General features: G+C 46.4%; 26 protein-coding genes and 2 pseudogenes. 21 read left to right on the top strand and 7 right to left on the bottom strand.

Translation table 11 applies throughout. From position 1 onward, the window contains the following. Nucleotides 1-55 precede the first annotated feature (55 nt). From helD to PUR_RS25515, 7 genes are all read left to right on the top strand, one after another. Nucleotides 56-2,473, top strand: a complete 2,418-nt coding sequence (gene helD / locus PUR_RS25545) for an RNA polymerase recycling motor HelD (RefSeq protein ID WP_179037636.1) — start codon at nucleotides 56-58, stop codon at nucleotides 2,471-2,473. 89 nt (nucleotides 2,474-2,562) lie between these two features. Beyond that, a complete protein-coding gene (locus PUR_RS25540) occupies nucleotides 2,563-3,219 on the top strand; it encodes a GntR family transcriptional regulator (RefSeq protein WP_179037635.1) in 657 nt (218 codons plus the stop codon). A 280-nt stretch (nucleotides 3,220-3,499) separates the two neighbouring features. Continuing rightward, nucleotides 3,500-4,669 carry an amidohydrolase family protein gene (locus tag PUR_RS25535; protein WP_179037634.1) on the top strand — a complete coding sequence of 390 codons (1,170 nt, stop codon included), beginning with the start codon at nucleotides 3,500-3,502 and terminating at the stop codon, nucleotides 4,667-4,669. 83 nt (nucleotides 4,670-4,752) lie between these two features. Further along, nucleotides 4,753-5,844, top strand: a complete 1,092-nt coding sequence (locus PUR_RS25530; protein ID WP_179037633.1) for an ABC transporter substrate-binding protein — start codon at nucleotides 4,753-4,755, stop codon at nucleotides 5,842-5,844. 36 nt (nucleotides 5,845-5,880) lie between these two features. Beyond that, a complete protein-coding gene (locus tag PUR_RS25525) occupies nucleotides 5,881-6,744 on the top strand; it encodes an ABC transporter permease (protein WP_179037632.1) in 864 nt (287 codons plus the stop codon). Next, nucleotides 6,741-7,523, top strand: a complete 783-nt coding sequence (locus PUR_RS25520; protein ID WP_179037631.1) for an ABC transporter permease — start codon at nucleotides 6,741-6,743, stop codon at nucleotides 7,521-7,523. Before PUR_RS25525 ends, PUR_RS25520 begins: the two co-directional genes overlap by 4 nt. Nucleotides 7,524-7,538: 15 nt before the next feature. Further along, nucleotides 7,539-8,627 carry an ABC transporter ATP-binding protein gene (locus PUR_RS25515; RefSeq protein ID WP_179037630.1) on the top strand — a complete coding sequence of 363 codons (1,089 nt, stop codon included), beginning with the start codon at nucleotides 7,539-7,541 and terminating at the stop codon, nucleotides 8,625-8,627. A 66-nt stretch (nucleotides 8,628-8,693) separates the two neighbouring features. Here the strand turns inward: PUR_RS25515 and PUR_RS25510 are convergent, their stop codons facing one another. Further along, entirely contained in the window at nucleotides 8,694-9,278 is a 585-nt protein-coding gene (locus PUR_RS25510) for a TetR/AcrR family transcriptional regulator (protein ID WP_179037629.1), read from the bottom strand. Nucleotides 9,279-9,393: 115 nt separating this feature from the next. Next, a complete protein-coding gene (locus tag PUR_RS25505; protein WP_179037628.1) occupies nucleotides 9,394-10,215 on the bottom strand; it encodes an SDR family oxidoreductase in 822 nt (273 codons plus the stop codon). Nucleotides 10,216-10,483: 268 nt separating this feature from the next. Between PUR_RS25505 and PUR_RS25500 the strand changes: the two genes are divergently transcribed. Further along, nucleotides 10,484-10,774, top strand: coding sequence for a MazG nucleotide pyrophosphohydrolase domain-containing protein (locus PUR_RS25500; protein WP_179038077.1), 291 nt, complete (start codon nucleotides 10,484-10,486; stop codon nucleotides 10,772-10,774). Between the two features lie 17 nt (nucleotides 10,775-10,791). Continuing rightward, complete coding sequence (locus PUR_RS25495; RefSeq protein ID WP_232101652.1) at nucleotides 10,792-11,583, top strand: DUF2785 domain-containing protein; 792 nt, start codon at nucleotides 10,792-10,794, stop codon at nucleotides 11,581-11,583. Nucleotides 11,584-11,754: 171 nt separating this feature from the next. Here PUR_RS25495 and PUR_RS25490 read toward each other — a convergent pair whose 3' ends face one another. The 3 genes and pseudogenes from PUR_RS25490 to PUR_RS25480 all read right to left on the bottom strand — a co-directional run bounded on the left by PUR_RS25490 (nucleotide 11,755) and on the right by PUR_RS25480 (nucleotide 13,192). Then, nucleotides 11,755-12,114, bottom strand: coding sequence for a CopG family antitoxin (locus tag PUR_RS25490; protein ID WP_179037626.1), 360 nt, complete (start codon nucleotides 12,112-12,114; stop codon nucleotides 11,755-11,757). A 2-nt stretch (nucleotides 12,115-12,116) separates the two neighbouring features. Next, nucleotides 12,117-12,383, bottom strand: coding sequence for a BrnT family toxin (locus PUR_RS25485; RefSeq protein WP_179037625.1), 267 nt, complete (start codon nucleotides 12,381-12,383; stop codon nucleotides 12,117-12,119). A gap of 237 nt (nucleotides 12,384-12,620) precedes the next feature. Continuing rightward, nucleotides 12,621-13,192: pseudogene (locus PUR_RS25480) on the bottom strand (flavin reductase). 93 nt (nucleotides 13,193-13,285) lie between these two features. On the opposite strand from PUR_RS25480, the pseudogene PUR_RS25475 reads away from it, so the two are divergent. The 6 genes and pseudogenes from PUR_RS25475 to PUR_RS26255 form a co-directional block, all read left to right on the top strand. Beyond that, a pseudogene (locus tag PUR_RS25475) lies at nucleotides 13,286-13,770 on the top strand (transcriptional regulator); the annotation flags it as partial. A 237-nt stretch (nucleotides 13,771-14,007) separates the two neighbouring features. Beyond that, on the top strand, nucleotides 14,008-15,531 hold the full coding sequence (locus PUR_RS25470; protein ID WP_179037624.1) for a malate:quinone oxidoreductase: 1,524 nt from the start codon (nucleotides 14,008-14,010) through the stop codon (nucleotides 15,529-15,531). Nucleotides 15,532-15,713: 182 nt separating this feature from the next. Continuing rightward, nucleotides 15,714-16,214: a DUF6609 family protein gene (locus PUR_RS25465; protein ID WP_179037623.1), complete on the top strand. Its 501-nt coding sequence runs from the start codon at nucleotides 15,714-15,716 to the stop codon at nucleotides 16,212-16,214. Between the two features lie 204 nt (nucleotides 16,215-16,418). Continuing rightward, complete coding sequence (locus tag PUR_RS25460) at nucleotides 16,419-17,279, top strand: hypothetical protein (protein ID WP_179037622.1); 861 nt, start codon at nucleotides 16,419-16,421, stop codon at nucleotides 17,277-17,279. A 536-nt stretch (nucleotides 17,280-17,815) separates the two neighbouring features. Further along, entirely contained in the window at nucleotides 17,816-18,589 is a 774-nt protein-coding gene (locus tag PUR_RS25455) for a sporulation protein (RefSeq protein ID WP_179037621.1), read from the top strand. A 301-nt stretch (nucleotides 18,590-18,890) separates the two neighbouring features. Beyond that, nucleotides 18,891-19,037 (top strand): hypothetical protein, encoded by a 147-nt coding sequence (locus tag PUR_RS26255; RefSeq protein ID WP_232101651.1) that lies wholly within the window; start codon nucleotides 18,891-18,893, stop codon nucleotides 19,035-19,037. Here PUR_RS26255 and PUR_RS26250 read toward each other — a convergent pair. Continuing rightward, a complete protein-coding gene (locus tag PUR_RS26250; protein ID WP_232101650.1) occupies nucleotides 19,026-19,364 on the bottom strand; it encodes a hypothetical protein in 339 nt (112 codons plus the stop codon). The two genes, PUR_RS26255 and PUR_RS26250, sit on opposite strands and share 12 nt — an antisense overlap. 283 nt (nucleotides 19,365-19,647) lie before the next feature. Between PUR_RS26250 and PUR_RS26245 the strand changes: the two genes are divergently transcribed. The 3 genes from PUR_RS26245 to PUR_RS25440 all read left to right on the top strand — a co-directional run bounded on the left by PUR_RS26245 (nucleotide 19,648) and on the right by PUR_RS25440 (nucleotide 21,229). Then, nucleotides 19,648-20,241: a transposase gene (locus PUR_RS26245; protein ID WP_232101649.1), complete on the top strand. Its 594-nt coding sequence runs from the start codon at nucleotides 19,648-19,650 to the stop codon at nucleotides 20,239-20,241. 409 nt (nucleotides 20,242-20,650) lie between these two features. Beyond that, complete coding sequence (locus PUR_RS25445; protein ID WP_179037620.1) at nucleotides 20,651-20,803, top strand: hypothetical protein; 153 nt, start codon at nucleotides 20,651-20,653, stop codon at nucleotides 20,801-20,803. A 141-nt stretch (nucleotides 20,804-20,944) separates the two neighbouring features. Next, nucleotides 20,945-21,229 carry an alpha/beta-type small acid-soluble spore protein gene (locus PUR_RS25440; RefSeq protein ID WP_124697234.1) on the top strand — a complete coding sequence of 95 codons (285 nt, stop codon included), beginning with the start codon at nucleotides 20,945-20,947 and terminating at the stop codon, nucleotides 21,227-21,229. Nucleotides 21,230-21,290: 61 nt separating this feature from the next. On the opposite strand, the gene infC is transcribed toward PUR_RS25440, so the two are convergent. Further along, nucleotides 21,291-21,806, bottom strand: coding sequence for a translation initiation factor IF-3 (gene infC, locus PUR_RS25435; protein WP_179037619.1), 516 nt, complete (start codon nucleotides 21,804-21,806; stop codon nucleotides 21,291-21,293). Nucleotides 21,807-22,020: 214 nt separating this feature from the next. On the opposite strand from infC, the gene PUR_RS25430 reads away from it, so the two are divergent. From PUR_RS25430 to PUR_RS25420, 3 genes are read left to right on the top strand one after another with little or no spacing between them, the layout of a single operon-like run. Next, complete coding sequence (locus PUR_RS25430; protein ID WP_179037618.1) at nucleotides 22,021-23,259, top strand: ATP-binding protein; 1,239 nt, start codon at nucleotides 22,021-22,023, stop codon at nucleotides 23,257-23,259. Nucleotides 23,260-23,297: 38 nt separating this feature from the next. Next, nucleotides 23,298-23,639: a zinc ribbon domain-containing protein YjdM gene (locus PUR_RS25425; RefSeq protein WP_036591848.1), complete on the top strand. Its 342-nt coding sequence runs from the start codon at nucleotides 23,298-23,300 to the stop codon at nucleotides 23,637-23,639. Nucleotides 23,640-23,671: 32 nt separating this feature from the next. Continuing rightward, nucleotides 23,672-24,112, top strand: coding sequence for a DUF6526 family protein (locus tag PUR_RS25420; protein WP_179037617.1), 441 nt, complete (start codon nucleotides 23,672-23,674; stop codon nucleotides 24,110-24,112). Nucleotides 24,113-24,277: the final 165 nt, after the last annotated feature.

Here is a 24,277-nt window from a genome sequence, read left to right as displayed (position 1 = left end):
GGTTTGTCAAACTTTCTTTTTCTTCAAATTCGAATGAAGGAGTGTATGCAGGAAGATGATAAGCGCGGGGGATTGGAAGCAAGAGCAGGAGCGGCTGAATCTGGTTACGGAAAAGCTCCAAGCGAGAATCGCCGAACTGGAGCCGGAGGTAGCCGGGCTGCATGATCAGGCGGTGGATATCCGCAAGCAATTCTGGGAGGAAGTAACGGTCAACACAAGCACTGACGAAGATTTTGAAGAGACCTTCTACAGTATCAGGCAGCAAGAAGCGTTATTGTCCGAACGGGAGCGGAGCCACCGGCAGCGCATGCAGCAGTGGAAAAATATGAAGCGGCTGCTGTCATCGCCCTACTTTGGGCGTATCGATTTCCATGAGGATGGCTTGAGCTCCACCGAGCAAGTCTACATCGGCGTGTCATCCTTCGTTGATTCAGACGGCATGAATTTTCTGGTATATGACTGGCGTACACCGATCGCGAGCATGTACTACGATTATTCTCCGGGAGCGGCCGGATATGACACGCCGGATGGAGCCATCTCGGGGACGATGAAGCTGAAACGACAGTATCAGATCCGCGAGTCAGTGCTGCAGAACGTGTTCGACACGGGCGTAACGATCGGCGACGAATTGCTGCAGCAGGTGCTCGGCAAGGGTACGGACAATCAGATGAAGAGCATCGTCGCGACGATCCAAAAGGAGCAAAACGCCATTATCCGCGATGACAAAAACCGGATGCTCATCGTGCAGGGGGCGGCCGGCAGCGGGAAAACCTCGGCGGCGCTGCAGCGGGTAGCGTATCTGCTGTATAAGCACCGCGAGCGGCTCAAGGCGGACCAAATCGTTCTTTTTTCCCCGAATCCGATGTTTAACAGCTATGTATCTACCGTTCTTCCCGAGCTCGGTGAAGAAAACATGCAGCAGACGACCTTCCAGGAATATCTGGACCACTGGCTTGGCGGGACGTTCCGTGTAGAGGACCCCTTTGACCAGATCGAATACGTGCTGACTGAAGCATCAAGCCAAGGATATGAGGCCCGGATGAAAGGCATGGAGTACAAGGCATCCGCAGACTTTCTGCAAGCTCTCCAGAATTATGCGCAGTGGCTGGAGCAGCAGGGCATGCGCTTCACAAGCATCCGCTTTCGGGACCGCGATTTGATCACGGCCAAGCAAATGGAATCCACATTTTACAGCTATGATCCCTCCATTCGCATGACCAATCGCATTATTATGCTGCAGGATTGGCTGCTGCGTGAGTTGAACCTGCTGGAAAGCAAGGAGCGTGAGGCGCTTTGGGTTCAGGAGGAGCTCGATTATCTTGACAAGGATCAGTATGCCGAAGCGTATCATGCTCTGCACAAGGAGAGGGGCGTGTTTGACTTTGCCGAGCAGTATGAAGAGGTCCGCGAAAGGCTGGACGGCAAGGGCAGACCGGACGAGGGCGATTTCGACTATGCCGAGCGGGAGGAAGAGCTGCTGCGCCGGATGATCGTGAAGGAGCAGTTTAAGCCGCTGAAGCGAAGCGTGAATCGGTTGTTGTTCATCGATATGGCTCAGCTGTACATTCAATTGTTTGAAGAAGAGGATGCTTTTAAAAAGATGACGAAGGAAGCTGAAATGCCCTCGCTTTGGCCGGAAATCTGTGAGCAGACCAAGGAGAAGCTTGGCCGGCATGAGCTTTTCTATGAAGATGCGACGCCGTACCTGTATTTAAAAGAGCTCATCGAGGGCGTTCGGACGAACACGGAGATCCGGCATATATTCGTCGATGAGGGTCAGGATTATTCGATGTTTCAATACGAGTTCCTCAAAAAAATGTTCCCCCGAGCCCGCATGACGGTGCTTGGCGATTTCGGTCAGGCCATCTTTGCTCAGGCCACGGAGCTGTACGGTGAAGAATCTCCGCTCATCCGGCTGTACGGCGAATCGGACACGAGCTTGTTCCGCCTGGTTCGCAGTTACCGGTCAACCCGTGAGATTGTGGAATTCACGAAGTCTCTGCTGCCGAACGCCAAGGAGATCGTACCCTTTGAACGAAGCGGCAGAAAACCGCTCCTCTCTAAGGCGGGCGACGGCGAGAAGCGCGCAGCGCGAATAGGGGAGCATCTCGCGGCGCTTCAAGCGGAAGGCTTCGCCTCCATCGGCGTCATTACGAAGACAGCGGCCGAAAGCAACGAAGCTTATGATCTATTGACGTCTCAGGGATGCCAGGGGCTGAAGCTTGTGACGAAGAGCACGCCCACCTTCGAGAAGGGAACATTGGTGATCCCCGTATATCTCGCCAAGGGGGTTGAATTCAACGCCGTTCTCATCTTTGACGCCTCTTCGCAGACGTATCATCGGGAGAGCGAGCGCAAGCTATTTTATACCGCGTGTACGCGTGCCATGCATCGGCTTCTGCTGTACGCAGCAGGAGAGTGGACCCCGTTCATTCAGGCATTGGATGAGTCCTTGTATGAGGTGGAGACGTAAGAGGGAGTCTCTTGAACTTTACATCTAAATCCCAACAAAGTATAATGATTTTCGTGTAAATGAAAAGAGAAGGGCTCGGGAGGATGTATATGGTTAAGCAAAATCAAGCGCAAGTTGCATATAACAGCATTCTCCGGGATATTAAAGAGAATAAATTATCTCAAGGTCAGCCTATCATCGAGGAAGATTATGCAAGAAGCTTAGGGATGAGCAGAACTCCAGTCAGAGAAGCTATTCGGCTGCTTTCGGTGGAGGGCTTTGTTACAGTTTACCCGCGCAAGGGTGCTTATGTCAGCGTTTTGACGGCGCAGGACATTAACGATTGTTACGAAATGATGGAAGCCGTTGAGGGAATGATTTCCTATTTGGCGGCTCACAATCCTTCCAAAGAGCATATCAAGCAACTGAGTGAGCTGATTGACAGGATGGACGAAGCCAAGAGGCTCATGGATTTTCATAAATGGAAAGAATACGATATGGAGTTTCATAAGACTCTGCACAATATGTGCGAGAACAAGCTTCTAGCCTACCATTGGGAAAAGCTGTTTCATAAAACCTATCAAATTCAGACCAATTTTGTTACGGGTGTGAATTTGGAGAAGGCGAATTCGGAGCATAAATTAATATTAGATGCAATTTCCAATCAAGATCAGGAAAAAGCCCGTCAATATACACAGCAGAACTGGAGCAGAGCCAGATCGGAATTCCTGATACATGCGCACGGGGATAATCTGTATGCGAAATAAGGAAATCCATCAATTTTCAATAGGATTCTGATTTAACCTGATTGATAAACGAGCTGTCAGATTTGATGACCGTATTTACGCGTCGCCAAAGCTGTCGGCTCTTTTTTGATGCAAAAACTAACATGTCGAGTAAGAAACAATACCCTTAACCCGCTATTATTCCTCATTTCAGCCGGTTGGAATGCTTGCGTGTGATTTTTATTGACAAGGGGTATAACCCATAGTATTGTATACAATAACAAAAACAATTTGTTTATTTTAATTTTCGGAGGTAAAAACAATGAACATTGACTTGAGAAAACTGCCTATCATTGACGATCATTGTCATCCATTTATGATTTCGCGTGAGACCCGAACGTTTGATAATATCTTTACACTCTCGCTTATACCTCCCAAAAGTGAAGATTCGAGAAACACGTTGTTGTATAAAATGGTCCGCAAAGAGCTCATCGAATTATACAAGATCAATCCCAACATTACGGATGATGAGCTGATTAACATGAGAAATGAGTTATATCATTCAAATCCCAAAGAATACGCGGATATGTTATTTAAAGATGCTGTTTTTGAATCGTTCCTCGTCGATTACGGTTTTCCGGTTATGGGGCCGAGATTATCCCAGGAGGAACTGGATTGGTTCCATAGTGTATCTTCATCTGTAACGGCCAGACGGATTCATCGTGTAGAGGCGACGTATCATCGATTGTTTGAAGAGAAGGTGGATTTTGAAGAGCTTGAAAAGAGCTATATTCGGGAGCTGAGAGACGAAGTTGAGAATAAGGGGACCATTGCTTTTAAATCGGTCATTGCCTACCATACCGGCCTGAAAATGAACAAAGTATCGAGAGAACAGGCTGCAAAGAGCTATGGTATGTTTCTTGCAGACCCGGGCAACCGATCCGCCGAAAAGGATGTGCGTGATTACCTTGTACTGCTTGCGTTCGAGCTGTGCCTGGAATATGACATTCCGATTCAAATGCATTCGGGTGCAGGCGATGCCCCTCTGCTCGATGTTAAGCTGTCCAGTCCGCTGCTGATGCACGGTATTGTCAGCGACCCGCACTATCAGGGGGTCAAGATTATCTTTATTCACTGTGCATATCCGTTCGTCGAAGAGGCCGGATATCTTGTCAACCAGTATCACAACATTCATCTTGATCTGTCCTCCATGATCCCTTTCAGCAGTATCGGGGTATATTCGAAGCTGCGGAAGATTTTTGAAATGGCCCCGTTTACCAAGGTTCTGTACGGATCTGACGGGTTTACTATTCCGGAAGTTAGCTGGCTTGGCGCCAAGATCGTCAAGAAAGAGCTGGGTAAGGTGCTTAGCGGCCTTGTTGATGAGGGGATTATTGATGAGGATTATGCCTATCAAGCGGCAGGGATGGTTCTATCCGAAAATGCGCGTAATCTGTATATAAGAAACTGGGAACGAAGCATGAACAATTGAGGGCGGGGGACAACCTTGCATAGCTGATTTCGCTTTAGCCGATAATATGAATTTGAAAGAACTTATATAAAGGGGAATGGATCATGAGAAACCGATTTTTTTCTAAAGCGGCATTCGGAATTCTGGCTGGACTGATGATTGTGATTGCCGGTTGCGGCGCGAATGGAGGAGATAAGGATGTTTCAGGGAATGCTTCCTCCGCTGAATCTTCGAAAGAGCCCGGCAAGCTTGTCGTAACCTCCTTCGGTGGAGCGATTGAGAAGACGCAGAAGGAATTGATCCAGGAATTTGAAAAAGAATACAATGCCAAAGTGGATGTCATTACGCTGTATTCGGCCGATGCGCTGGCGAAGATTCGAGCGGAGAAAAATAATCCGAGCATTGATGTCGTTCAGTTCTCCGGAGGCCAGGAAGAGATTGCAGCCAAAGAAGACCTGATTATGAAGATTGATTCCTCTAAAATGGGCAATCTGAAAGATCTGTATCCCGGGGCGCTGAATCCGGACGGATACGGTCCGGTTTATGCATATGAAGCTCTCGGCATCATCTACAACGAGCAGAAAATTACGACTCCTCCAACTTCGTGGGAGGATTTGTGGAGACCCGAGTACAAAGGGCATGTAGGACTTGTCGATATTTCCAACACCTACGGAAACCAATTCCTGGCTGCTATTGCGAAGGCAAACGGCGGCGGTGAAGACAACATTCAACCGGGGCTTGATAAAATCAAAACCCTGCTACCCAACAAGGCGGCCATTGTCAAGTCGAGTCCGGAGGTAGGCAATCTGTTCGCCCAGGAAGAAGCGTGGATTGCTCCTTTCGATTCGGGATACGCCTATACGTTCGGCAAACAGGGACAGCCCATCAAATTCGCTGCACCGAAAGAGGGTGCCGTTGGAATTTATGTGAATGCTCAAGTGGTCAAAGGAAGTCAAAATCCGGAGCTGGCGCAGAAATTTATTGATTTCCTGCTGCGTCCGGAAAGCCAGAAGAAATCCTCCGAAGGCTTCGGCTTCTCACCGACGAACAAAAAGGTGGAGCTTTCCGGCGATGTCAAGGCGCTAATCCCAAGCGACGAAGAAGCATTCAACAAATTGATCAAACTGGATCTTAAGCTGGTTAATGCCAACAAGTCGGATTGGATGGAAAGATGGAGCAAGCTGATTGCTGAATAATTTGGTGAAAATAATGGCGAAGGGAACTATGAAGCCATGCTGAAACGATTACCCGCTTACTGGATTTTACTTACCCCCGGACTGCTTATTTTCTTGCTGATGTTCGTGCTGCCGTTAGGGCGTCTGTTCGTTCTCAGTTTTTATAGAACGACGTCCTCCGGCGGGATGGAATCAGCCTTCGTCTGGGATCAATATATCAAATTTTTAACGGACCCGTTCTATTTGAAGATCTTGTGGCGCACTCTTCTAATCGGCGCGGCTGTCAGTCTGATTTGCTTGATCCTGGGATATTGTCTGGCATACGGTGTGTCCCGATCCGCTCCAAGACGCAAGCCGCTGCTGTTAATCATGATTGCCCTTCCGCTGTTGACGAGCGCTGTCATTCGTAACTTCGGCTGGATCATCATACTGGGACGGAAAGGCATCCTGAATAATCTGCTGCTCGAGTCCGGCCTGATTAAAGAACCGCTTTCGCTGATGTATACGTCGACGGGGGTTATCATCGCCCTCGTCCACGTGATGCTTCCCTACATGGTGCTCGTGCTGTATTCGGTGCTGGAAGGAATGGACCGCAATCTGGAGAAGGCGGCGGCGAATCTGGGTGCTTCGAAATGGAAAGTGTTCTGGTTTGTTTCGGTACCTTTGTCGATGCCGGGCATCCTGGCCGGAACGCTGCTGGTTTTTTCGATTACCCTGAGCTTCTTCATTACGCCGTCCTTGATCGGTGGATCCAAGGTTAAATTGATGGCCACGGAAATTTACGATCAGACGATTAATCTGCTCAACTGGCCGTACGCATCGGCACTTGGCGTAATTTTGCTTGTGACCGTACTTATTGTAACCAATTTGTATAACCGGGCGCTTAGCCGTAATAAGTCGGAAAGGGCGAACTTGATATGAAACGGAAATTCCGGCTCCTTAATCTTGTCAACGGCATAATCTATCTGTTTATAATGGCGCCGCTAATTGTCATTATCATCTCATCATTCAATCCCGGAGAGTATCTCGTATTTCCGCCAAAGGGATTTACGTTCCGGTGGTATGAGGAGGTACTGACAGGAGGGCGATACGGGAAGCCTTTTTGGACCAGCTTGTGGCTCGCCATTTTGACGACCTGTGTGGCGCTTCCGATCGGAACGATGATTGCCTATGCCTTGGCAAGGTTTAATTTCCGGTTTAAAAATGCGCTTCAATCGCTGTTCCTGTCACCTCTGGTCATTCCCACGCTGCTGTTCGGGATCGGGCTGCTGATATACTTCAGTTCTTTGGGAGTCAAAATGTATTTTATGAGACTTCTGCTCGCCCATATCGTGCTGGTCATCCCCTATGTTATCCGAATGATGCTGGCCGGGTTTTCCCGCATGGAACGATCGGTTGAAGAAGCGGCAATCATCCTCGGCGCCTCACCGGTAAAAACGTTTTTTCTGGTCACGCTGCCCCTTGCCAAGCCTGCGCTGGCAGCAAGTGCTTTTATAAGTCTGGTCATGTCGTTTGACGAGCTTGTGATTGCGTTATTCCTGACCGGCCCGGGAGTGAACACACTGCCGATGACGATTTATTCCGATATTCAATTCAATCTGTCACCGTCTCTGGCGGCAGTATCGTCCATTATTATCGTTTGCACGTTTTTGATTGGTCTATTGGGAGCCTTCGTCATGAAGCGGAACAACAGATTTTGAATATGAGGTGTGGTCATGAGTCATTTGGAAATAAAGAATCTTGTCAAACAATATGGAAGCAATACTGTCGTAAAAGATCTGAATATTGCCATTAATCGCGGCGAAATGCTGTCTCTCCTTGGGCCGAGCGGCTGCGGGAAGAGCACGACACTGCGTATGATCGCCGGCCTGCAAGATCCGACGTCCGGATCGATCCTGCTGGGCCAGCGGGATTTGACGAAGGTGCCTCCCCATAAACGGGATGTCGGTCTGGTCTTTCAAAACTATGCCTTATTCCCTCACTTGAACATGTATGACAACGTGGCCTTCGGGCTGCGCCGTAAAGGAGTACCGAAATCCGAGATAAAGGACAGAGTGGAGGCCGCCCTGCGGTCGGTGCAATTAAGCAGCTTTGTGAAACGGTTTCCCGCGCAGCTCTCCGGAGGGCAGCAGCAGCGTGTCGCTTTGGCGAGGACACTCGTCCTGCAGCCGACGCTGGTGTTATTCGATGAACCTCTCAGCAATCTGGATGCCAAGCTTCGGCAAGCGCTCGGTATTGAAATCCGCTCTCTTCAGAAGGAATTCGGATTTACCGGTATATTTGTGACGCATGATCAGGAAGAAGCGATGGTATTATCTGATCGCATTGCGGTTATGAATCATGGACGCATTGTGCAAATCGGAACGCCGCAGCAAATTTACACGGAGCCGGCGGATTCTTTTGTCGCTGATTTCGTGGGGGAATCCAATCTGGTGGAGGCTTCCGCCTTGGATGCAGGTAACGGAAAATGGAGGTTTGAGCTGCCGGGCGGTCAGAAGATTATGGCGGAAAAGACGGTGAAAGCAGCATCTCCGACCTATGTCATGGTAAGGCCCGAAACCGTCGAAGTGCTGCCGGAGGGGACGGGATTGTCTGATGTAAGAGACTTGGAAAGTTTCAACTCGTTGTCCGGCAATGTTTCATTTATCCATTATACTGGCGCATCCTATCTGATCGGAGTCGTCATTGAGAAGATGGACAAGCATTTTATTGCAAGGCTTAACCAAACCACGAAGGAGCTTGGCCTACAAATTGGCGATAAGGTTCAGGTACGCTGGCCGGTTCAATCGACCCGGATATTTTAGAGTGCTGTATCGGAAGGAAGAGACCCGTCGAAATTAGTATTTCGAGGGGTCTTCGCCGCCTGAGTATTATCCGCTTAGCTGCACAGCCTTCCAACAGGAACGGATTACTTCATGCACGCTGTCGCTGGTTAATTCGAAGATCCCTTGCAGATGGGCTTTCAAAATATAAACTAATGTCCCGTAATGCATCTGTACCATCAGCTTCGGATTCATGGGGATAAACAACTTCTGCTGAATGGCTTCTTCATACAACTTGTTCATAGGCCCGCACCAGCCATCTGTATAGACTGCCTGCTTCACCTCATCATAAATGTAAGGCGAGAACGAATACTGCTCAATAAATTGAAAGCCCTGTGGATATTTTTCACCCAATTCGACAACCCGATTCCAACCTAATTCGAACTTTTCACGAATCGTTCTGCCCTGCAGTAAACCCTCGCGCACATACTCTCCGTTGAATGTGACAATTGCTTTGTACAACTCGTTTACAATATCTTCTTTACTTTGAAAGTAATGATAAATATTCCCGGTCGATACGCCAGATTCCTTAACTATTAGCGCCATTGAGGTAGCCTGTAATTCCTTCCGAATGATAATGTTAAGAGTCGTTTCGAGGACGGCCCGCTGCACTTTGTTGTATTTTTCAAACATTCAGATCTTCCTTTCCCAGCATCAAATCGAACGTTCATTCTAAACTAGAATATACTTAATACGTTCTTCAGTCAATACAGCCTCAGGGTAGCAGCGGGAGAAGGTTGTAATATCGTTACATATAATTTTTAGCGATGGTCTCCAAATAATCCTCGATCGGCACAGAGTTTCTAAGAGCCATCAGGTCGTTGCCTGCTGCGCCGATAACGGTACGGAACTTCTTGCTTTCCCCCGTTGCCAGAGCGACAATGGCGTCCACAATGATTTGAGGGTCATCCAGACTGCCGCTGGTTTCGGCGGTATTCATTACATTTTGCACTTTCGCCATCAAATCATCGTAGTCTTTAATGTTCTCATCTCTGTTCCAAGTGATACTTTCCTTGAAATTATTTCCTGTAGACCCGCCTTGCTCAATCAATCTAAGCTCGATATTGAACGGCTTCAGTTCGTAATAAAGACCTTCCGTTAATCCTTCCAAAGCGAACTTCGACATGTTATAAAGCGATCCAAGCGGCACCGCTGTCGTGATCCCCATGAAGGAGCTGATATTGATGAACATGCCCCCTCCATTAGCTCTGTAATGTGGCAAAAATTTACGAATAACATTGATCGGTCCCCGCGCATTAACGGCGAACTGCCAATCGATCGCGTCCTCTTTGGCTAGCTCCAACGGGCCGTAAGTGCCCATACCGGCATTATTGACGACGACGTCAATTTTCCCGAATGCGGCTATGGCTTGTTCCACGGCCATTTGAACCTGCTCCACTTTTGTGACATCCAGTTTAAAAATTTTAATATTGTCATAAGCCGTAAGTTCGGTTTCTTTCTCGGGCGTACGCATGGTGGCTGCGACGTTCCAGCCCAATTGAGCAAATCGAATCGCCGTTAGTTTACCCAATCCTGAACTGGTCCCCGTAATAAAGACTGTTTTACTCATCATAAAACCTCCAATATATAAATTGAACATTCATTCTATAGCTAACAATAGATTAGATCGAATGTTCATTCTAATTCTATTATGCAGTAATTTGTTTGTCAAATGATTACGTAAGCAACTGAATTCACTGGGACTGAGGCCTTTTCATTTGGCTTGCAAAGGCCCTTCCATATTTTTTGTATAGTAATTTAATGGTAAAATCATCGTATGAATTATGAGGAGGATGAATATGAAGCTTCCTGAATCACAATCAAGGTCATTTTCACAGATGAACACAGCAGAATTTCAGCAATACGTAAGGGAATACAGCAAGGTCAAAGGATTCGACACGAGTACCATCGAGCAGAGAACGCTGTACCTCATGACCGAAGTGGGGGAACTGGCGAAAGAGGTTCTGAATGTTTCCTTCTCTCCAGACGAAGAGAAGCGGGAGAACCTGGGGTTTGAAATGTATGATGTGGTATGGAATATCTTCGATCTTGCCAACAAGCTTGGGATTGATCTCGAACAAGCATTCACGCAAAAGATGGCAATCAATGAGAAACGAACATGGGAATAGAAGGGGTCAATGACAGAATGGAAGAGGAACAACAGGATGTATGGACGCTCGTTCAGCGGACGGTGATCTTGCTCGGGTCTCCCGACTCCGAAATTCGGGAAGGAGCGTACTCCGCTCTGTTTAATTGGCTGCTGGAGGAGAACGCACTCGGGAAGCCCCAAATGGAAGAACTGCTTCAGCAATCCGTTTCAGATAGCGGATTGTTTTACGGGATCGGGGAGCAGGAGACGGACAGCGTCTTTAAGCGTACGTTTACTTCCCTTTTGATCGCCCTGTTGCTTACCTGCGATAATCGGGAGCCGTACTTAACTAGAGAAAGCTATGACCTCGCTCTGAATGCACTGATTCGCTATTGCCATTTGGAAAGCGATTTTCGCGGATACGTGGAGGTAAAGGGATGGGCGCATGCCGCTGCGCATGTTGCGGATGCGTTGGATGAATGTGCGATGAGTCGCTATGCGGGAGCGAAAGAATGTGCCGAAATCTGGACGGGCGTGCAGGCCTTGCTCGAAAGACCCGCCGAGGTGTATCAGAGAGAAGAGGACGAACGGCTCGCTACGGCGATCGTCTCTATGATTCAGAGTCAAAAGGTTTCCTTTGCCACGATTTGCGAGTGGTTGGGGCAGATGGAGCCGACGCGAACAAGGAGCGTGGAAAGCTACACCCTCAATACGAACCGTAAGCACTTCCTTCGCTGCCTGTATACAAGGCTCTATGATCAGAGGGAAAAGTTCGAAGAAACGGGAATGGAACTGAATCGGCTACTGGAACTGGAGAAGCGCTTCAATCCGTTTCGTTTACAGGACTAGCTTAGTTAGATGTACATATAGTAGACTTCAAAAATCTGAAGAGTACTTAAAGAGGCCGAAGAATTTTGCCCTATAAAGTGGTACGGGGAACAGTATCATAAGTAAGGGCATGTTTTGTTAATAGACCCAAACGACCCCTTTAATGGTGATAGTGGCCGTCCTCTTATGGATTTATTCAGCTTTTGCTACTGCTGTCTCTTTTCGAGTAATATCATTGAAATCTAAAATATCCCCCTCAAAAAGGAGAATTTTTTTTTCCTCTTCATAGGTCCGTTCAATTAAAAATTCTTTGATAAGCGTCTGGTAGCCCTTTTTCCTTAATCTGGCTAAATTACGGATACGGAGGAGTAAGTCCTCATCGATACGAATAGAAATTGTTGAAGATTTTCTTTTGGGTAAGTCATGATCCTCTTCTTCTATAATTGAAGCCTCCAATAATTCTTCGCTCATTGTGTGGTTCGACCAGAATTCTGCTGTTTCCGAATCACTCATGTTTTGTGGAATCTGGTCTTTTGAAGTAATGATTTTCATAATTATCGATTCCTCCTTTTGTATGTTTTGATCTCAGATTCAGTAGCATCACGTGCCGTTATTACTCTTATTCTTCCCTTGATCTTCTTCACGTAAATTACAACTAGCCGTCTTCCATCTTCAGTAGCACCAATTATCCCTAAATTTCCACTATGGGCTGAAAACTTTAGCCTCTGTGGATCCATTAAAGCATCTTCTGCTTCAAATGGTTCAACATTATGACGAGCAATATGTTCTATGTTTTCATCGTCCCATATAAAAAATGACACAACCGCTTCCCCACAATCTTGTATATTCTATTGTATATACAATTGTAACACATTTTATTCATCTAACTATCGAGTTTTAGAAAATAAATTTGTAAACTTGCCGTTACAGACAGCACGGTGAACCCCACCATAAGTAACGGCAAGCTTTCCGGATAATAGCTCCATAAAAGGGCTTTAGACAATGAATGAAGTTGCCGCGGAGGGGATGAGCCAGACGTTTGTGCCGTACTTGATTATTTAAATTTCAGATCGAAAGGTTTTACCGAGCTGATTACCTAGACCGAAATAATGACGAAAATTATATATTAGGGGACTCCATTTTTGGGGATCGATATGATTTCCTTCAATGATAATTTCTTTGTGAGCATGTACATGCACAGCTTGTGTCTCAATAATTGCAAAGTTAGGGGAATGATCAGGAATTCGAATGTTTTTTACTCTTGCCTCAATTTGTAGTGGGCATTCCATAATTCGTGTAGGTTTTACCGTCGTAGACTCAATGGGAGTTAATCCACTAATAGAATATTTGTCTTTTTGATATGCACATCCATATTTTTTCTTATTTTCAGGAACAGGATTTTTCCCTGTGTAAGGGGCTAGTTGTTCAACATTCTCCCAAAGAGAAAGACTGGGAATATTAATTACACACTCAGGAAGTTGTAGTCTCCTAATGCCCATGATGATGAAATAGGGCTAATATTTACTGTTCCATCTTCATTCAATGTATTTAGCAAAATTACAGAAGTTCCATAATATAAAATCATAGGTTTAATCATTTCTGCGTTTGGAATCTGCTTCGTATTTTTCATTGTAGTTCTCCTCCTATTTCTACATCCTCCCTAATTGTATAATATAAATAGTTCAATTATCGTCGAAGTATGGATTGCAAAGTGGGGGTCAAAATGAAAGCAAACTCGAATGTAGCCATGATTGCTTCTCTTATGAGCGAAACTTCTCGTGCAGCAATATTAACTGTCTTACTAGACGGGAGGTTTCATGCAGCAAGTGAGTTAGCATATATGGTAAGAATCCAGCCTCAAACGGCAAGTTTCCATTTAGCAAAATTGGTCAATGCTAACTTCAGAAGATAAAGCGCTGCGTTACGCAAGAACGTGTTATGATCATCTCGCCGGGGGTAGGGGTGCAATTAACAAATATATTGCTTAGAACGGGTATTGAAAATGTTAAGAACAAACGCCGCTCATTATCACACAAATGTCTGGATTGGAGTGAAAGACGCCACCACCTTACTGGAGCATTAGGAAATGCCCTTCTGGAGAAGTTATTAGAGCTAAATTGGGTGCAACGTCTACCTAAAACACGAGCGATAAAAATTACTTCTGAGGGTAAAATAGGCTTTAAAGAAGTAGGACAAACAAAGTTGAATAATACTGTGATAGGTGCGAAAACATGCTCACAGCACCGCTGGCATAATTTGTTCAACGCTATTCCAATAAAAAATTAGATAAATATTAAAATCTAATAACAATAATGATACACTAAGATTAGATCATAATTGATCCAGAAAAGGTGTGCGACCCGGTCGCGCACTGGCTTGCTGTGGCGCCTAAGCAGGAGCGCCTTACATCCTTCCTGCAAATCGTAGGGTATAAGGACGGTAAAAATGAGCAACCGACAAACGAAATCTGACGTTATTTTAATTGGTGCCGGAATCATGAGTGCGACTTTGGGTTCATTGCTGAAAGAATTAGCGCCGGACTGGGAAATCACCGTGTTTGAGCGGCGCGCGGGCGCAGGAGAGGAAAGCTCCAACGAATGGAACAATGCGGGTACGGGGCATTCTTCACTGTGCGAGCTGAACTACACCGCCGAACAACCGGACGGGTCGGTCAATATTAGCAAAGCGATAACAGTGAATGAAGAGTACCAGGTTTCCAAGCAGTTTTGGTCTTATCTGGTGGACAGCCACCGGATACGGAATCCGCGGGATTTTATCGTGCCTGTGCCTCATATGAGTTTTGTACAAGGGGAACAAGATGTAACATTTTTAAAAAGACGATTTGAAGCGCTTTCGAAAAATCCCCTGTTTCAAGGGATGGAATACTCCGATGACCCAAGGCAACTGATGGAATGGATTCCGCTGATGATGAAAGACCGAACACTCAATCAGCCTATAGCGGCAACAAGAATCGAATCGGGAACGGATGTCAACTTTGGTGCTTTAACACGCATCTTGTTTGACCACTTAAAGAGTAACAAAGTCGATATTAAGTTCAAACATCAGGTTGATGATATTACACGTACGAGCGACGGCTCGTGGGAATTGAAAGTGCGGAATATAGATAGCGGTATCGCCCGGCGCCATACGGCCAAATTCGTCTTTATCGGCGGCGGGGGAGGAAGCCTGCATTTGCTGCAGAAATCCGGTATTCCTGAAGGAAAAGGGATTGGAGGATTTCCGGTAAGCGGACTATTTATGGTGTGTCAGAAACCGGATATTGTCGCGCAGCATCATGCCAAAGTATACGGCAAAGCTGCGGTTGGCGCTCCTCCCATGTCTGTTCCGCATCTTGACACCAGATTCATCGACAAGAAAGAATCGTTGTTCTTTGGCCCTTTTGCCGGCTTCTCACCAAAGTTCTTAAAATTCGGTTCCATGTTTGATCTGTTAACTTCCGTAAAACCGGATAATCTCGTAACGATGCTGGCGGCAGGCGTCAAGAACGTTCAACTGACCAAATACCTGGTTGAGCAAGTGATGTTATCGAAAGAACAACGCATGGAAGCTTTACGGGATTTCGTTCCGAACGCCAAAAGCGAGGATTGGGATCTAGTGGTCGCGGGCCAGCGAGTGCAAATTATCAAAGATACGGCTGCCGGCAAGGGAACACTACAGTTTGGCACGGAAGTGATTAGTGCCGCTGATGGCTCGATCGCTGCATTGCTTGGCGCTTCTCCGGGTGCTTCTACCGCCGTATCTGTCATGCTTGAAGTCATCCTAAAATGCTTCCCGCAACATATAAAGGCTTGGGAACCGAAAATAAAAGAAATGATTCCTTCTTATGGCGTGTCATTACCTGTAAACCCGGAACTTATGCACGAAATTCACAATTCAACCGCGCGGTCGCTCGGTCTAACTAATGGAGGATGGGAGCATGAGAAAAAGGCTCATGTATTTACTTCATAAAGTTTGTCAGAAGTAGGGGAAACAGCATCCGGGTCATGACAACTATATGCAGGTAAAGCTAAGAGGAGCAGAACAATTGTTTTGCTCCTTATATTCTGATGCATGCTTTTGACCCAAGCGGAAGACAAGAACGGGGCAGAACCTTTCTGAATAAAAGAGTTTACGGATTATGGCTGATCTAGGTGGCCGCAATCCTGTTTGCGGGACTGCTTGCAGGTGGAACGCAGCTCATTTCCATGCCTGTATTTTCACTGGGGTATATGACCGGAATATTTGGGATATTGACCAACAAAGCGGTAAACCGCAGGCTATCCTACGGACCGCAAACCGCCTTTCAAGGCAAGATGACGCTCTATTCTATTATTCTCATGTTTATACTAATGGTGTCGATTGGCGGTCCTCACTTTGGAGACGGCAATTACCGGATGGTCTGGCTGGGGGCCTTTTTGGCGATAGGCCTTCATTTTGTTCCGATGGCATGGGTGCATGGGCGCTCCATGATTCTGCTGGCGGTCCTGCTAAGCGCCAACGCCCTGACCGGCATGCTGTGGCCGGACCTGTCTTTTCACACCCTTGTCTATGTGGATCTTGCCGTCAAATTGTTCTGGGGCGCTGCGCTGCTCCTCTCCGGCCGCCCGGCAGCTGCCGGACAATCCGCAAGCCCTTCGGCAATCGCCAAGTAAATAAGGTTCTAGGCTGTCGAGAAAGTCTCAACAGCCTTCTTTATGTCTATCCGAGTTGCCGAAAGACAAAGGCTATATAATCCTAAAGACTATCCATAGTGCTGCAGGTAGTTTTTGTTCAAAACTTGCCGCTTCAGACAGCGCAGAGAACCGTTCCATAAAATGTTTTACTATCTAATAATGATATGGATTGGTGGGTTAATCATGACTGAACATTTGGCAAAAGCACGTACATTCATGCTTACACATGCTCGTTTATTGGAACGCAGACTGTTCGAGGTTCACTATGAAGGCGCACCTCCCCAATCTGTCGGAAATATCGTACGTGCCTATCAAAATACGGATGGTGGACTGGGGCATGCATTAGAACCCGATGTTCGTTGTCCAGAAAGTCAGCCATTGTTTATTTCTTTTGGCCTTGGAGCACTCCAGGAAGCTGGATATCGTGACGTTGAACTTGCAACTTCTTTATGCAGCTTTCTGGAATCCGTTTCAGACAAGAAGGGGCTCGTCCCATTTTTTCAGGAATCCGTATATCAGTCTCCTATGGCGAGTCATTGGATACACTCAACCCTAACTCCTGGTCTTAATCCGACAACTGCTATTTGCGGGCTACTTCATTATCAGGGTGTCCAGCACGAATGGCTCTCTCTGGCAACGGAAACTTGCTATCAAATGATGATCGAAAGTCCTTCCTTTGAAGCTCATACTCTTTGTTGTGCTGCTACTTTGGCAGAATATATACCTGATAGGGCCAAGGCATTGAACCTTTTAGATGCAATCGCTACAGCTCTTCCTCGAGCACGATTTTTCGTACCTAATGCTCCAGTTGATACTTATGGTCTGACACCTCTTCACTTTGCACCGAAAACAGACGCAATTTGTAGGCCGTTGTTTACTCAAAACCAAATCGATAGTCACTTGGAGGCACTTCTGAAACAACAAATGCCTGACGGAGGATGGCCTATTACCTGGGAAGCCCCAGGTCTTGCTTCCGAATTAGAATGGCGCGGTCGGGTGACTCTAGAGGCAGTATGCAGGTTATCTGAATATGGAGTAATCTAAGTGTAAAAATGGAGCGTCATTACTTTAAGCATTACATAGAAAAGGCCATCCTGCAAAGGATGACCTAAAAGCTTGCCGAGCCCCCTCTGCTTCTTCATGTTTAGTAAAGCGTAGGAATCGGAGGACAAGAAACCGCATTTATGAATCTGGGATCAATTCCATAATAAAACCAATACGCACCGCTCCAGCGATAGCCTGAAACTTCTCCGTACTCCACCCGAGTTGGGTAATACCAGAAACTATCCCCATTCCATAGCCAGACATAAGTATAACTATGCGAGCAGTCAATAATATAAGATCCATATGCCGGAGGTTTGGGAGGGATGAAGAGAGGGGGAGGAGCCAAGTCTTGGGCGGGTGTTCCGGACGGTGGCAAAAATGCCATTTGATTCACTCCTTTATAATAACTTCTTTTCATACTATGCATGTGCCTAGACTAAAGTTCGTTCTTGGCTGAAACGGATCAGCCGGATGCTGCGTAATGCATAGTATCAACGTATTATAAGGATGCATTATTGCGGAGGTGGAACCGGTACATGTCTATGTTCAAAAAGGTATTGGCAAGCGTCGGCATAGGGTCGGCTAAAGTGGACACTCGGCTCGAGGAGGCGCAGGTAGTGGCTGGCGGTACGCTGCGCGGAGTGGTATCCATTCGCGGGGGCCAGGTGGAGCAGCAAATTGACAAGATTTATATTTACGTAAAGACTCAGTATGAGAAAGAAGAAAATGATAGAAAGGTAAATCATGAAGTAGAAATCGCGCGTATCCTTATCACGGACGGATTTTTGCTTAAGGCAGGGGAGGATCGGGAAATTCCGTTTGAAATTACCGTTCCTGAGCGTACGCCCGTATCGTACCGCAACACACCGGTATGGCTGATGACAGGGCTGGATATCAAGATGGCGCTGGACCCAAGCGACCATGATTATCTCGAGGTGCTGCCGAGCGATAACATGCAGGTGGTATTCGGCGCGCTGGAGGAGCTGGGTTTCAGGCTGCGTGAGGTGACCAATGAGTATGCTCCCCGTCTTGGTGCCGGCTTGCCTTTTGTACAGGAGTTCGAGTATGTGCCGACCCGTGAGTTTCGCGGCGCGCTGGATGAGCTTGAAGTAATGTTCTTCCCTCGGGTCAACAATTTAGAGCTCTATATCCAGATTGACCGCAGAGCTCGCGGACTTGGCAGTTTCTTGTCAGAAGCCATGGGTACGGACGAGAGCTTTATCCGCGTGACTTTTACCGGTAATGAGCTTCGCCGCGGCGTACATGAGGTCTCCCGCCAATTGCATCAGCTCATCTCCCGATACAGCTAATATTGAAAATAGAGCAATGCCCGACTTTCATAGGAATGAGGGCTTTTTTGATAAAGACTATAGTTGGCGCTATGGTGAAGGGAAGTCCGTCTAAAATGAACGCTACCTTTCCATAAGGAGATGCATCCTCTGTGAATGTGAACAAACCTTTGTATTACTTGGAACAAATTGAAAAGATTTAGTGTCGCAGTCCCCCGCCTCTAAGCCAACAGCGAAGGTGGGGGTTAGACACGTTTGTTTCACCAAACATACGTTCTTGTGTTATGCTAGATCCATCAAACTTGCGATGGAGGCGTATCTCATGAAGGTGGTCAAAACACTCAAACATCCGATTACGTCTCACCACCGCATGCTAGATGCGACTCTTCATGTTTATCAAGAGGCGCTGTCGTTCTTGATTACGGTCATTCAAGAGCAGTTTATGGCCTTGGAATCGTTATCCACCTAAGCGGTTGTGACGGCGGTAGAACGGCTGACTCACCGTACCAGGCACAATCCGAATCCGCTCTACGCCGAGTTTGATCAACGCTTTTATAAGTTTCCTTCGTACTTCCGCAGAAGTGCCATTGCAGAAGCGTTTGGCATTGTGAAAAGTCATCATTCCCGCTTTGGGCTTTGGCAAGCCGAGCGACAACACGCTGGGCAAGAAGGGAAACGCTTTTCGAAGAAACCGCCGACACTCCAAGCTCAGCATCAGGCGTTCCCTTGCTTGTACAAAGGCAATATGTTCATTCGAACCTCCGATCGGGCAGCCAACATTAAGATATTTCATCAAGGCGATTGGGTATGGCTCCCCATTACCTTTAAGGGGCAAGACCTATTTAAACGTAACGTGTGGAGCATGAAAGAATGCAGCCCCACATTAGTCCGGAAAGGAAAACGCTATGCCCTTCATATCGCCTATGAAGGGGAGGTGAAGTTGACTCAGGCGGAACTTTCCAAGCAACGGGTGTGTGCCGTTGATTTGGGGTTAACGAATTCCGCAGTCTGTTCCGTGATGGACGTAAGCGGCACTGTCTTGGCGAGGGCATTTATCAACCAAGCCAAAGAAAGACCGATTGCGCCAAATCACAGGCAAACTGAAACAAGCCCAGCGACAATCCGGTATAGGGGCAAAACCGAATTTCTGGCGGCGGATGAATGGCTTACAGACGCATATCGTCCACGATACTGCGCATCAAATCCTCGCCTTTGCCCAAAAGCACAGCGCAGATGTCATTGTCATGGAGTTTTTAGGCAAGATGCGTTTGCCTAAAGGAACGTGGGGAGCCAAGCGGCTTCGTGCCAAACTCCAGTTTTGGGCCAAGCGGTGCATCCAAACGAAAGTGACCGAAATGGCGCATTTCTTGGGGATGCGGGTTTCCATGGTTAACCCGGCGAATACAAGTGCGCTTGCTTTTGACGGAAGTGGATTTGTACAACGCAACACAAAGCGTGATGTTGCTGTATTCGCAACAGGAAAAACGTATCACGCGGATCTTAATGCTTCGTATAACATCGGCGCACGCTACGTGCTACGTACTATACAAAAAGCCACATCTGAAAAGATGTGGTTGTCCTTGGAGGCAAAAGACCCTTCATTGGCAAAACGAACGTATTGGACGTTGGCTTCCCTCATTCGGGTGCAACAGGCGTTGAGCCTTCAATCATGAAGCTCGCAAGCGTGTGCAACCCTGTATCGATGCCAACAGAAGCCCCCACTTCATGCGTAAGCTAAGTGGGGGAGAGTTCACCTGGAACTCACTAGGCTGAACGCAAGCCGTTCTCTGGTTCCTGTGGAGAGACAACTCGAAGTGTTACGCGTAGGCCACTCCATCTTGCTTCGGGACCAAACGGATCCGGCTTCGATTTATTACAATCGGATCAAAGGATTCGGGCCTGGGGACCTTCCGGATCTGGATAAGCTGCTTGAGTTTTATCCTAATGCCGCTCCATGTATTGAATGACCCCTAACCATATGACAGAAGAGGTAACTCGCGCGCTATCCGAAAGAGGATTTTTTCCCGCCGAGCAGTTGCAATTGACTATACCTTCCCAACGTATCGGGGCAGAGGATGCCAATTGGCTCTGCTTAACCATCGGCTTGCTGATGCCGTTAAACTTGGCGTTAAGACGGTTTATACGGATGTGATGTTCGGTTCGGTCAGCCACGGAAATATGGAACGGGTAGGGTTTAAGACCGCCTATCTCAATACTTTTTGGATAAAAAAGTAAAACTTGCGGATTCAGCCAGCGCGGTGAATCGTATCTACCGTATCATACATAAGCAGCGCGAAATTTGGTTGCGGCGGAAACGGGATGAAGATTTATGCCTCAGGGCATGTTAGGGAAAAGACATCAAGGGAGTGTATCAGAATGGCAAGAAGAAAGAGGAAATATGCGGTGCCAGGGGTGGAGCAGGATATGCAGACTTTCAAAGCCAATGTAATGAAGCGCGAAGGATATGCTGTTGATCCGAATCGGCCGGATGACGTGAAATACGAAGTGGCTAAAGAGCTTGGTGTACCTCTGCAGCCAGGTGAAAATGGGGGCCTGACTACAGAAGCGGTGGGTCATGTCGGCGGCAAAATTGGCGGCTCCATGGTTCGGGAAATGATCCGTCTCGCCCAAGAGCAATTAGCGGGCAGGGAGCAACGATAGCCACAATGAATGTTACCCGCAAATGAACCGGTCATGTCTAAAACTGGGAACAAATCTTGATTCAGCGCGGATTTAATTTCACCTGCGAGCCTTTGCCACCCGTCTGGATGCCGGTGTCCTTCACTCCGATCTCCTTTAGATCGGCCAAAAGGCGTTCAAGCACAGCCTTGGCAGCGAGCCCTTCTTTGGCGCCGGATGCTTTTACGACCAATTGTACCGGTTTGCCGGAGCGCAGATGCTTGTCCGCCTGGCGGAGCTTCGTGTCGTAATCATGCTCCTCAATATAAGCGGTGAAGCGAAGCTCTTTGACCTTCTCCTTGCCGCTGCCTCCTGTTCCCCGCCCTGCGTCCGTCTTATGCGCTGCCGCGTTCTTCTTAGCGGCCGTTTTTCCTGTTCCCTTCGAAACCAGGCTGCAGGGCGGGGGACTGCTCATCAGCGAGGTGCAGACCAAGTCCGCTTTTTCAGACCGGGCCATAGCCAGCGCCTCCTCTCTGGAGACAATGCCTAAATTCTCGCCTCTGAGTCCAGTCAGCACCACCTCGGATGCTTTAATTTGTTCATTGATGAATACTGCCACGTTAACGAAGCCTCCCAAGAAAACATGATGAGATTATCATATACGGAACCCGCCGGCGGTTCAATTATGCCCACAAGTGACCGATGTAAATCAGTGAGCAAAGTATTTTTACATAAAGTGTCTAAAATTCAATAGTGACCAAGTTTGACTTTGCTTATAATATTAAAATAGACATTCATTTTTTTAGCAAGAGAGGCCGAAAGGAAGTTTTGCCTTGTTTGAGACCTTACTGTTGAATTTCTTGTTTTTACTCTTTCCGGTTGTAATCGTTCTAATTTTTTTTGAAAATAAACCGCGTTCCTATAATAGAAAAATGCTCCTTATACTATCGGCAGTAACGATGATTCTTTGTATTGCCAAACCGATTAAGCTGGAAATGGGATTTATTTTTGATTTAAGATACATCCCGTTTATTATAGTGGCCCTTTTTGGAGGGTACAAGAATGTTCTCCCGTTATATTTAATATTAAATATCTGCCGGTTCTATGTAGGCGGCGCCGGAACGGTTCATTCGTTTTTCTATTCAACGGCTGTATTAATTTTGGTACCCTTATTCAGTAAAAAGTTTTTGAAACTGGATTCTAAAAGTCGAATACTATGTGCAACCGTTATTTCTTTTCTTACCATGGGATTTTACCTGATCATTTTAAGTATGATTATGGGGACATTGGATAGACAATTCTGGATTCTCACCTTGGATGCATTAACGACTCATGTTGGTGTGATGGGGATCATTATGCTCTTAATAGAGAAGATCATTACCAATATTAAAAATCGTGACCGGATCTTACAATCGGAAAGATTAAATGTCGTTAGTGAGCTTGCGGCCAGCGTTTCACATGAAATAAGAAATCCTCTTACGGTTACCAGTGGGTTTTTACAACTTTTAAATAAATCAAATACTGTAACACCGACGGAAAAAGGATATATAGAATTATCTTTGCAAGAACTAAATCGAGCTGAAAAAATAGTGAGTGATTATCTTTCATTTGCCAAGCCACAATCCGAAAATATGGTTTATTCCAACATGAAGGCCGAGTCAGAGTATACAAAAAATCTCATTTTACCTTATGCCACCATCCATCAAGTAGAGGTCCAATTTAGTTTCAATAACTCGTTAAATAAAAGCTATGATAGGAACCAAATCCAGCAGTGTTTAATTAATCTCTATAAAAACGGTATTGAAGCAATGAAAGACAAGGGCGGCGGTACTCTGGTCATTGATATATCGGAAAGAAAGCAAAATATCATTATCAGTATCCAGGACACAGGAATTGGAATGACAAAGGAAGAAATATCACGTCTGGGCAAGCCCTATTATTCTACCAAAGAAGAAGGAACGGGTCTTGGCATGCTCATGGCCTACAGTACAATCAATAAAGTTAAAGGGATGATTGAAGTCGACAGTGAAAAAGGCAAAGGCACAACATTTGTTATAACCATTCCTACTTGATATGTTACTATGGATGTAACGAATGGAGGAATGTAGTGTTGTCTAATTTGCCAAATTGTCCAAAATGTAATTCCGAATATACGTATGAAGATCGAAGTCTTTATGTTTGCCCGGAATGTGCTCATGAGTGGACTTTAGAATCCGAACCCGAGACTGCTCAAGATCAAAGAATTATCAAAGATGCGAACGGGAATATCTTAAACGATGGCGACACGGTGACCGTAATCAAAGACCTTAAAGTAAAAGGAAGTTCATCCGTCTTAAAAGTAGGCACAAAAGTGAAAAATATACGTTTAGTTGACGGGGATCATGATATTGATTGTAAAATTGACGGGTTTGGAGCTATGAGTTTGAAATCTGAATTTGTAAAAAAGGTATAGTGCGCGAATAGGACATAAAATGGGGGAGAGAAATGAGTCAGCAATCTCAAAACTATCAAAATCATCGGAGAATACATCCTCTTTTTCACGTTTTGCTTACCCTTATGACCGCAGGTTTGTTTATCTCTGCTGTAGTAGAGCTGATGAGATCATTGAAAGCGGGAAGTCAAGTTTTTCCTGCAGTTCTTTTTCTAATTATTTCTATAATGTTCATCGTTATTTTTCTAGTCGTTCGCTCTTATCCTTTAAAGGCACAGGATCGAGCGATACGAGCCGAAGAAAATCTCCGGCACTATGTATTGACTCAAAAGCTGCTGGATCCGAGGCTTAACGTAAAGCAAATTGTAGCTTTGCGATTTGCCTCCGATGAGGAATTTCCTTCACTTTGCAAGAAAGCGGCAGCAGATCAGTTGTCACCCGACGCCATTAAAAAGTCTATCCAAAAGTGGAGAGTCGACGACTACAGAATCTAGACAGCTAAGGAAGGGGGGCGCCACTACTGCTTTCCCAGTCTCCTTTCCCAGATCGAAGGGCACCCGACAAGGGTGCCCTTTAAAATTTTGCCTCTAAAGTAATAGATCGCTCTTTATTCCAATAATTCTGCCAGACTCTCCATACGGGATTGCAACAGGTTTTCT

Source organism: Paenibacillus sp. URB8-2 (genome assembly GCF_013393385.1).
GTDB lineage: Bacteria > Bacillota > Bacilli > Paenibacillales > Paenibacillaceae > Paenibacillus_AQ.
Note: the sequence above shows the minus strand (reverse complement) of the source record. Positions and strands in the feature narration are given on the sequence as shown.

What these genes read in the sequence shown, in the direction of transcription:
- helD (WP_179037636.1), top strand. Translation starts at nt 56, where the DNA reads ATGATAAGCGCGGGGGATTGGAAGCAAGAGCAGGAGCGGCTGAATCTG.
- PUR_RS25540 (WP_179037635.1), top strand. Translation starts at nt 2,563, where the DNA reads ATGGTTAAGCAAAATCAAGCGCAAGTTGCATATAACAGCATTCTCCGG.
- PUR_RS25535 (WP_179037634.1), top strand. Translation starts at nt 3,500, where the DNA reads ATGAACATTGACTTGAGAAAACTGCCTATCATTGACGATCATTGTCAT.
- PUR_RS25530 (WP_179037633.1), top strand. Translation starts at nt 4,753, where the DNA reads ATGAGAAACCGATTTTTTTCTAAAGCGGCATTCGGAATTCTGGCTGGA.
- PUR_RS25525 (WP_179037632.1), top strand. Translation starts at nt 5,881, where the DNA reads ATGCTGAAACGATTACCCGCTTACTGGATTTTACTTACCCCCGGACTG.
- PUR_RS25520 (WP_179037631.1), top strand. Translation starts at nt 6,741, where the DNA reads ATGAAACGGAAATTCCGGCTCCTTAATCTTGTCAACGGCATAATCTAT.
- PUR_RS25515 (WP_179037630.1), top strand. Translation starts at nt 7,539, where the DNA reads ATGAGTCATTTGGAAATAAAGAATCTTGTCAAACAATATGGAAGCAAT.
- PUR_RS25510 (WP_179037629.1), bottom strand. Translation starts at nt 9,278, where the DNA reads ATGTTTGAAAAATACAACAAAGTGCAGCGGGCCGTCCTCGAAACGACT.
- PUR_RS25505 (WP_179037628.1), bottom strand. Translation starts at nt 10,215, where the DNA reads ATGAGTAAAACAGTCTTTATTACGGGGACCAGTTCAGGATTGGGTAAA.
- PUR_RS25500 (WP_179038077.1), top strand. Translation starts at nt 10,484, where the DNA reads ATGAACACAGCAGAATTTCAGCAATACGTAAGGGAATACAGCAAGGTC.
- PUR_RS25495 (WP_232101652.1), top strand. Translation starts at nt 10,792, where the DNA reads ATGGAAGAGGAACAACAGGATGTATGGACGCTCGTTCAGCGGACGGTG.
- PUR_RS25490 (WP_179037626.1), bottom strand. Translation starts at nt 12,114, where the DNA reads ATGAAAATCATTACTTCAAAAGACCAGATTCCACAAAACATGAGTGAT.
- PUR_RS25470 (WP_179037624.1), top strand. Translation starts at nt 14,008, where the DNA reads ATGAGCAACCGACAAACGAAATCTGACGTTATTTTAATTGGTGCCGGA.
- PUR_RS25460 (WP_179037622.1), top strand. Translation starts at nt 16,419, where the DNA reads ATGACTGAACATTTGGCAAAAGCACGTACATTCATGCTTACACATGCT.
- PUR_RS25455 (WP_179037621.1), top strand. Translation starts at nt 17,816, where the DNA reads ATGTCTATGTTCAAAAAGGTATTGGCAAGCGTCGGCATAGGGTCGGCT.
- PUR_RS26255 (WP_232101651.1), top strand. Translation starts at nt 18,891, where the DNA reads ATGAAGGTGGTCAAAACACTCAAACATCCGATTACGTCTCACCACCGC.
- PUR_RS25440 (WP_124697234.1), top strand. Translation starts at nt 20,945, where the DNA reads ATGGCAAGAAGAAAGAGGAAATATGCGGTGCCAGGGGTGGAGCAGGAT.
- PUR_RS25420 (WP_179037617.1), top strand. Translation starts at nt 23,672, where the DNA reads ATGAGTCAGCAATCTCAAAACTATCAAAATCATCGGAGAATACATCCT.